Origin of the sequence: uncultured Clostridium sp. (genome assembly GCF_934754925.1) — a bacterium.
GTDB lineage: Bacteria > Bacillota > Clostridia > Clostridiales > Clostridiaceae > Clostridium.
On sequence record NZ_CAKVJA010000067.1, the window covers coordinates 1 to 8422 of the forward strand.

Genomic DNA, 8422 nt, shown 5'->3' on the forward strand with positions numbered 1-8422 from the left:
GTTATATATTTAGATGAGCCTACTATAGGATTAGATGTAGTGGTAAAGGAAAGTGTACGTAAAGCAATAAAAGAAATAAATAAAAAATATGGGACAACAATTATACTAACTACTCATGATTTAAATGATATAGAAGAACTATGTAGTAGGATAATTATAATTGATAAAGGTAAGAAAATATATGATGGTGAAATTGAGGGAGTAAAAGAGAAATATGGATATTTAACAACAGTAGAAATACAAGTAAAAGAAAATATAAATTTAGATAAGTTTAATGAATTCGCAGATATGAAAAAAGATGAAGAGTTTAATTTATTATATAAAGATAATAAGTTATTTATAAGCTTTAATAAAAATAAAATCTCTTCAGCAGATATTATAGGAAGAACAATGAAAAAGTTAAATGTTATTGATTTTTCTATAAAAGAAACTAGCATAGAAGATATAGTTAAAAAGATGTATAGAAATGAGGTATAAAAATGGAAGGAATAAAAGGAATAAAATCTTATCTGCCTTTTACTAGAAATGTATTTCAACGTCTTATTTCATATAAAGCTAATGCAATAATATTTATGTTTGGGGATTTTCTTATGTTAGCTGTTACTTATTATTTGTGGAAAGCTATTTATGGAAGTACTACTGAAACTGTATTAAATGGATTTACTTTTAATGAAATGATAATATATATATTTATATCATTTTTAACATCAATAATGATAAGTGTTGATATAAGTAATGATATTTCAAGAGAGGTTAAAGATGGTTCAATTGCAATTAATTTAGTAAGACCTATAAATTATGAAAAAAGAATGCTTTTTCAGGGATTAGGAAATGTATTATATAATTTTATAATTATATTTATAATAGCTTTTTCTGTTACTACATTTTTGTTTTATAAATTTTTTGGATATATAAGTATATTTAGAATAATTATTTATTTTATAAGTATTGGATTAGGAATCTTTATTAACTTTTATTTTAGTTATATATTTGGACTTATTTCTTTTAAGATAACAAATATGTGGGGATTATCACAAATAATGCAAGCTATAGTAAATTTGTTATCAGGAACTTTAATACCAATAGCATTTTTCCCTAGGTGGGCACAAGCTATAACAAATTTTTTGCCTTTTAGTTCTGCCATATATACTCCATCTATGATTTATTTAGGGAAAATAAATGGAATAAGTATTTTATTTGCTTTAGGATTACAGTTGTTTTGGGGGATTGTACTAATGGTAATAGCTAAAAAAATGTGGAAATCTTTAATTAAGACTTTAACAATTTTAGGGGGATAAGATATATGAAAAGATATTTTAGATTATATTCAAAGTTTTTGCAACAGTATATCAAGACCTTAATTGAATATAGAGCAGATTTTATATTAGGTCTTATAGGTTTTTTATTTGTACAATCTATAGGAGTAATATTTATTGCATTAATATTTAATACTATACCATCATTAAAGGGGTGGAGCTTTTATGAAATATTATTTATATACGGATTTGCACAAATTCCAAGGGGAATAGATCATGTATTTACAGACCAGCTTTGGATATTTAGTTGGCAGACTATAGTGGAGGGTAAATTTGATAAATATTTAGTACGGCCATTAAATCCACTATTTCAAGTAATAGTGGAAAAGTTTCAGCCAGATGGATTTGGAGAAATAGTTATAGGGACTGTTCTTTTAGTTACTTCATGGATAAAGCTTGGATTGGATATATCTATTGATAAAATAATAGCGTTAATAGTTGTTATAATTTTTGCAACTTTTATTTATACTGCAATAAAATTAGCAGTAGCATCTATTGCATTTTGGGTAAAATTTGCTCAAAGCTATTTATTTATGGTTTATCAATTAAGTACTTTTGTAAAATACCCCATTACTATTTATCCAGCATGGATAAAGGGAATAATAACTTTTATAATACCATTTGCTTTTACAGGATATTTTCCAAGTGCATATTTTTTAGGAAGAGAAAGTTTCTTTAGTGGTATTTTATTAACCTGTATAGTTGGAGTAGTTAGCTTAGTTATTGCCTATAGAATTTGGTTAATTGGAATGAAGAGATATGAAAGTAGTGGTAGCTAAATTAAATATTATAATTTAAGAGAGAAAAAATAATTAGAATTATTGGATTATATTGGGATGTATCTGGATATAATCCTTTTAATTTTACATATTTATATGATAAAGTTAAATTAGAGTATAGTAAATAAAGTTATTATTTATTTACTGTAGATATGATACAGTGTATTAAAGAGCAGGAATATAGGGTATATTTTATTATAAATTTGTACTATAATAATTCTGATATGAGAAAGTAAGAGGGAGTATTTATGAGGGTAACAATAAAAGATGTAGCAAGAGAGGCAAAAGTAGCAACGTCTACAGTATCGAGGGTTTTAGCCAATAGCAGTAAAATAAGTGAAGAGACAAAAAAGAGAGTTAATGAAGCAATAAAGAAATTAAACTACACTCCAAGTGTTGTAGCAAGGAGCCTTGCTAATAATAAAACAAGGATATTAGCAGTTTTATTACCAGGAGAGGCTGAGGTGTCTTTTGAAAATCCTTTCTTTGTTCAAGCAATGAAGGGAATTAGTATGTATTCACAAAAAGAAGATTATTATATAATGTATGCTTTTAATGAAAATAAAAAAGATGATGAAGAATGGATAAAAAAATTTACTGAAGGTAATCTTGTAGATGGAGTATGTTTATTTAACGTAAAAGATAATGATATAACTATTAATTATTTAAAGGAAAAGGAATTTCCTTTTGTTGTAATAGGTAGACCAGATGAGATTGATGGTGTTTTATGGGTAGATAATGATAACTTTGCAGCTATGTATAACTTAACTCAAAATATGATAGAGTTAGATAATAAAAGAATAGCATTTATAGGAGCTAAATCTGAAATGAACGTTTCTAAGGACAGATTAAATGGATACAAGCAAGCATTGTTTAGTAGAAATATAGAGGTAGATAATGAATTAATTATAGAGATGGACGATTTTTCAGAGAAGAATGGTTATTTAGGAGCAAAAAGCATATTAGAAAAAAATAAAGTATCAGCTTTTGTAACAACTGATGACTTGCTTGCTTTTGGAGTACAAAAAGCGATTCAAGAGTTAGGATATAAGGATATATCTATAGTGGGATTTAATAATATACCGTTAACTCAATATAAAAATCCACAATTAGCATCCGTTGACATTAATTCTGAAAAATTGGGAATGTATGCCACTAAATTGCTAATTGATAAATTAGAAAATAGAGAAAGTAAAGGATATTATGTTATTGAAACTAAGCTTGTTGAAAGAGAGTCATTAAAAAAAGAAAATATAAATTCAATGCAACCGATTGCATAATATAAAGAAAATGAAAGATATTTCAAGTTAATTTCAAAATTTGACTAAAAATAGGATAATTTAATTATTGTAAACAGTTTCTTAGAATGTTATAGTAAACTCATGGAACTGGTAACGGTTTAGTAAACTAACTGGTAACGGTTTAGTAAATTATAATCTTAGCAGATGGACAAGCTAATAATGTAAATATGTACAGTAAATGGTACTGTGCATATTATTTAAATGTTTATGCAACCGATTGCATAAAAAGGGGTGTGTTTTAATGAAAGAAGTTTGGTGGAAAGAGGCTGTAGGATATCAGATATATCCTAGGAGCTTTAAAGATTCTAATGGTGATGGAATAGGAGATTTAAAGGGGATAACTTCTAAATTAGATTATTTGAAAGATTTAGGTATTAATGTAATTTGGATATGTCCTATGTATAAATCACCAAATGATGATAATGGATATGATATAAGTGATTATCAAGATATTATGGATGATTTCGGAACAATGAAGGACTTTGATGAATTGTTAGAAGAAGTCCATAAGAGGGATATGAAACTTATAATAGATTTGGTAGTAAATCATACTAGTGATGAACATCCATGGTTTATAGAATCTAAGTCATCAAAGAATAATCCAAAGAGAGATTGGTATATTTGGAGAGAAGGCAAGAATGGAATAGAACCTAACAATTGGGAGAGTATTTTTAAAGGATCAGCATGGGAATATGATAAAAATACTGATGAATATTTTTTACATTTATTCACAAAGAGGCAACCAGATTTAAATTGGGAATGTAAAGAGTTAAGAGAGGCAATTTATAATATGATAAATTGGTGGCTAGATAAAGGAATTGATGGATTTAGAGTTGATGCAATTAGTCACATAAAAAAAGAAGAAGGATTAACGGATATGGATAATCCAAAAGAATTAAAATATGTGGAATCTTTTGATAAGCATATGAATGTAGAGGGGATACATAAGTACTTAAAAGAGTTAAAAGAGAGAACTTTTGATAATTATGATATTATGACTGTGGGAGAAGCAAATGGAGTAGAGGCTGAAGAGGCTGACCTTTGGGTAGGAGAGAAAAATGGAAAGTTTAATATGATATTTCAATTTGAACACTTACATCTTTGGGGGGCTGAAAGTGAAAATAGCTTTAATGTGAAGAACTACAAAAAAGTACTAACAAAGTGGCAAAAGGCATTAGATGGTAATGGATGGAATGCTTTATATATAGAAAATCATGATATTCCTAGAGTAATTTCTACTTGGGGAAATGATAAAGAGTATTTAAGAGAGTGTGCAACAGCATTTGGTCTTATGTATTTTATGCAACAAGGAACACCATTTATATATCAAGGGCAAGAAATTGGAATGACAAATGTTAAGTTTGATTCAATTTATGATTATAACGATGTAAAAGGGATAAATATATATAAGGAAAAATTAGCTGAAGGATTGACTAAAGAAGAGGCATTAAAGTATGTATGGGCGGTATCAAGGGATAATTCTCGTACTCCAATGCAATGGGATGATAGTGTTAATTCAGGCTTTACTGAAGGAAAGCCTTGGATTAATGTTAATGAAAATTATAAGAATATAAATGTACAAGCACAATTAAAAGACGAAAAGTCAATTTTAAATTTTTATAAAAAGATGATTACAATAAGAAAAGAATATAAAACTCTAATTTATGGTAGTTATGATCTTATATTAGATGAAGATGAAAAAATTTATGCTTATACAAGAACTATGGGTAATGAAAAATTTATTGTAATAGTAAATTTATCACATAATGAAGCGAAATATAATTATGAGGAAGAATTAAATTACGAAGGATTATTATTAAGCAATTATAATGTTGATAAACATAATGCAATAAAAGAATTTATTTTAAGACCATATGAAGCAAGACTTTATAAACTATAATTTATAAAAATAAAATAATAGAGCTCGGGTATTTTAAATACTTAAAATAAAAAATATAAATTTAGGAGGTTAATCCTCCTAATGAAAAGGGGAATAAAAATGGGTAAAACAAAGAAAAAGGGCAAATTATTATCTTTCGATTTTTGGCAAAAATTTGGTAAGGCGTTATTAGTAGTTATTGCTGTCATGCCAGCAGCTGGATTAATGATAACTATAGGAAAATTGCTAGGAATGTATTTTGAGGCAGATATAATACAAGCAGTATCAAGAGTTATGGATAATATAGGTTGGGGAATAATTGGAAACTTACATATATTATTTGCAGTTGCAATAGGAGGTTCATGGGCAAAGGAAAGAGCTGGGGGAGCTTTCGCAGGGCTATTATCATTTGTTCTTATTAATCGTATTACAGGTGCAATATTTGGAGTAAGTACTGAGATGTTAGCAGATAGTACTGCAACAGTTAAGTCGTTGTTAGGTGCAACATTAACAGTTCCAGATTATTTTACAAGTGTTTTAGGATCTCCAGCACTAAATATGGGTGTATTTATAGGAATTATTTCAGGTTTCTTAGGTGCAACATTATTTAATAAATATTATAACTATAACAAATTACCACAAGCGTTAAATTTCTTTAATGGAAAAAGATTTGTTCCATTCGTTGTTATTTTATGGTCAACAGTTACTGCTGTTATATTATCTATAGTTTGGCCTTTTGCTCAAGGTGCTTTAAATAGCTTTGGTATTTGGCTTGCAAATTCAAAGGATACAGCACCGGTATTAGCACCATTTGTATATGGAGCATTAGAACGTTTATTATTACCATTTGGATTACATCATATGTTAACGATTCCTGTTAATTATACTGAATTAGGTGGAGTTTATACATCATTAACAGGAGCAGCAGCAGGTACAGTTATTGCAGGTCAAGATCCATTATGGTTTGCTTGGATAACAGATTTAATTAACTTTAAATCTGCAGGAAATATGGCTGAATATAATAACTTATTAGCAACAGTAACACCAGCAAGATTTAAAGTTGGACAAGTAATATTATCAACAGCATCATTACTAGGTATTGCATTAGCTATGTATAAAAATGTAGATGCAGATAAAAAGAAAAAATATAAATCAATGTTTATTTCAATTGGATTAGCAGTATTTTTAACTGGGGTAAGTGAGCCCATAGAATTCTTATTTATGTTTATTTCACCAGTACTTTATGTAATTTATGCAATATTAACAGGACTAGCATTTGCTTTAGCTGATGTAATTAATTTAAGAGTTCATGCTTTTGGTGCAATAGAGCTTATAACACGTATTCCTATGATGATTAATGCTGGATTACTTGGAGATGTTATTAATTTTGTTATTGCATGTTTAGCATTCTTTGGAATTAACTTTGGTGTGTTTAGTTTCTGTATTAAAAAATTCAAGATTCCGACACCAGGACGTTTAGGGAATTATGATGAGGAAGAGTCAAGTGATATAAAAAATGAAGTTGCAGTAGATAAGGCAACAGCTAATGATGTATTATCTTTAAAAATAATTTCTTTATTAGGTGAAAAAGAAAATATTGAAGATGTTGATGCGTGTATGACACGTTTAAGAGTAACTGTTAAAGACATTGAGAAGGTTGCAGATGAAAAAGAGTGGAAGAAAAATGGAGCTCTAGGATTAATATTGAAAGATAGTGGAGTTCAAGCAATTTATGGTCCGAAGGCAGATATATTAAAATCAAATATTCAAGATATATTAGGAGTTTAGTAGGGGTTTAATATGAAACTTTTAACTTTAAATTGTCATTCGTGGCAAGAGGAAAATCAAGTCGAAAAAATTAAATATTTAGCAAATGTTATTAAAGAAAAGCAATATGATGTAATTGCTCTTCAAGAGGTAAGTCAAAGGATTGATGCTAATAGTGTTGATTCAAAAATTAAAGAAGATAATTTTGCTAGATTACTGATTAAAGAATTAAATAAACTTGATGAGTATAAATACAATTTCATATGGGATTATTCGCATATAGGATATGATATATATGAAGAAGGATTAGCCATACTTACGATTCATGAAATTAAAGATTATAAATCATTTTATATTTCACAAAGTAACAATAAAAATGATTATAGAAGTAGAAATATAGTGAGTATAACAATTGAGCAAAATGGTGAACTAGTTGATTTTTATAGTTGTCATGCAGGTTGGTGGAATGATGATATAGAACCTTTTAAATATCAAGCTGAAAAATTATTAGAAAATATATCAAGTGAGAGATTATCCTTTGTTATGGGAGACTTTAATAATAATGCTTTAGTAAGAAATGAAGGATATGATTATTTAATAAATAAAGGGTTAATAGATACTTATTGCATTGCTGAAGAAAAAGATTCAGGGGTAACTGTTAAAGGAGAAATTGCTGGCTGGGAAGCTCAGGCTGAAGATAAAAGGTTAGATTTAATATTAAGTAATAAAGAGATAAAAGTAAAAAAATCTAACGTAATATTTAATAAGATAAATAAACAAGTGATTTCTGATCATTATGGGGTAGAAGTTTTTATAGAAAATAAATAAAAAGTTATATAAGGGTAGAAAGTGTAAGTATCATAACTGATATTTACACTTTCTTATTTTGTTTTATTAACTTATTTTTTTAGTTAGCTTATTTAATTCCTTGTTCGTATTGTTCAACCATTCTCTTAACCATTTCTCCACCAACGCTTCCACATTGTTTAGAAGTTAAGTTTCCGTTGTAGTCTGTAAAAGGAACTCCCATTTCGCTTGCTACTTCATTTTTAAATTTTGATAATCCATTTTTTGCTTCTGGTACTAACTTTTGAGCCATAAAAGACCCTCCTTTAAATAAATTAATATTTATGTTCCATTGTAAGTAATTCGTTTTTACTTACACTAATATTATGTGCAAAGGTAATTTATATAATCTATTAAAAACAAGGGAATATAGGAAAAAAAGAATATTTTAACTATCATATGGGACTAAATTATATAATGGTAAAAAGATAAAAATTAATACATACCTAGATAATTATGTATATCTAAGTATGTATTAAAATATAACTAATTTCTTTTGATTTTTAGCATTGTAACAACTATTGGGATTGTTAT

Annotated in this window: 7 protein-coding genes and 1 pseudogene; 7 read left to right on the plus strand and 1 reads right to left on the minus strand. The window is 27.6% G+C overall.

Going from position 1 to position 8422, the window contains the following annotated elements; genetic code table 11:
- The 7 genes and pseudogenes from Q0G30_RS13315 to Q0G30_RS13345 form a co-directional block, all read left to right on the plus strand.
- Positions 1 to 477 (plus strand): annotated as a pseudogene (locus Q0G30_RS13315) (sugar ABC transporter ATP-binding protein); the annotation flags it as partial.
- A 2-nt stretch (positions 478 to 479) separates the two neighbouring features.
- Entirely contained in the window at positions 480 to 1298 is an 819-nt protein-coding gene (locus Q0G30_RS13320) for an ABC-2 family transporter protein (protein ID WP_294390996.1), read from the plus strand.
- Positions 1299 to 1303: 5 nt separating this feature from the next.
- Positions 1304 to 2095 carry an ABC-2 family transporter protein gene (locus tag Q0G30_RS13325; RefSeq protein ID WP_294390999.1) on the plus strand — a complete coding sequence of 264 codons (792 nt, stop codon included), beginning with the start codon at positions 1304 to 1306 and terminating at the stop codon, positions 2093 to 2095.
- A 248-nt stretch (positions 2096 to 2343) separates the two neighbouring features.
- Positions 2344 to 3375 (plus strand): LacI family DNA-binding transcriptional regulator, encoded by a 1032-nt coding sequence (locus Q0G30_RS13330; RefSeq protein ID WP_294391002.1) that lies wholly within the window; start codon positions 2344 to 2346, stop codon positions 3373 to 3375.
- A 262-nt stretch (positions 3376 to 3637) separates the two neighbouring features.
- Positions 3638 to 5296, plus strand: coding sequence for an alpha-glucosidase (locus tag Q0G30_RS13335; protein ID WP_294391005.1), 1659 nt, complete (start codon positions 3638 to 3640; stop codon positions 5294 to 5296).
- Between the two features lie 99 nt (positions 5297 to 5395).
- Complete coding sequence (locus tag Q0G30_RS13340; RefSeq protein WP_294134605.1) at positions 5396 to 7063, plus strand: PTS transporter subunit IIBC; 1668 nt, start codon at positions 5396 to 5398, stop codon at positions 7061 to 7063.
- 12 nt (positions 7064 to 7075) lie between these two features.
- On the plus strand, positions 7076 to 7870 hold the full coding sequence (locus tag Q0G30_RS13345; protein ID WP_294391008.1) for an endonuclease/exonuclease/phosphatase family protein: 795 nt from the start codon (positions 7076 to 7078) through the stop codon (positions 7868 to 7870).
- An 88-nt stretch (positions 7871 to 7958) separates the two neighbouring features.
- Here Q0G30_RS13345 and Q0G30_RS13350 read toward each other — a convergent pair whose 3' ends face one another.
- On the minus strand, positions 7959 to 8141 hold the full coding sequence (locus Q0G30_RS13350; protein ID WP_133015732.1) for an alpha/beta-type small acid-soluble spore protein: 183 nt from the start codon (positions 8139 to 8141) through the stop codon (positions 7959 to 7961).
- Positions 8142 to 8422: the final 281 nt, after the last annotated feature.

Bases quoted from the DNA above. Each gene is read 5' to 3' on its own strand.
- Q0G30_RS13325 (WP_294390999.1), top strand. From the start codon at position 1,304: ATGAAAAGATATTTTAGATTATATTCAAAGTTTTTGCAACAGTATATC.
- Q0G30_RS13320 (WP_294390996.1), top strand. From the start codon at position 480: ATGGAAGGAATAAAAGGAATAAAATCTTATCTGCCTTTTACTAGAAAT.
- Q0G30_RS13345 (WP_294391008.1), top strand. From the start codon at position 7,076: ATGAAACTTTTAACTTTAAATTGTCATTCGTGGCAAGAGGAAAATCAA.
- Q0G30_RS13330 (WP_294391002.1), top strand. From the start codon at position 2,344: ATGAGGGTAACAATAAAAGATGTAGCAAGAGAGGCAAAAGTAGCAACG.
- Q0G30_RS13350 (WP_133015732.1), bottom strand. From the start codon at position 8,141: ATGGCTCAAAAGTTAGTACCAGAAGCAAAAAATGGATTATCAAAATTT.
- Q0G30_RS13340 (WP_294134605.1), top strand. From the start codon at position 5,396: ATGGGTAAAACAAAGAAAAAGGGCAAATTATTATCTTTCGATTTTTGG.
- Q0G30_RS13335 (WP_294391005.1), top strand. From the start codon at position 3,638: ATGAAAGAAGTTTGGTGGAAAGAGGCTGTAGGATATCAGATATATCCT.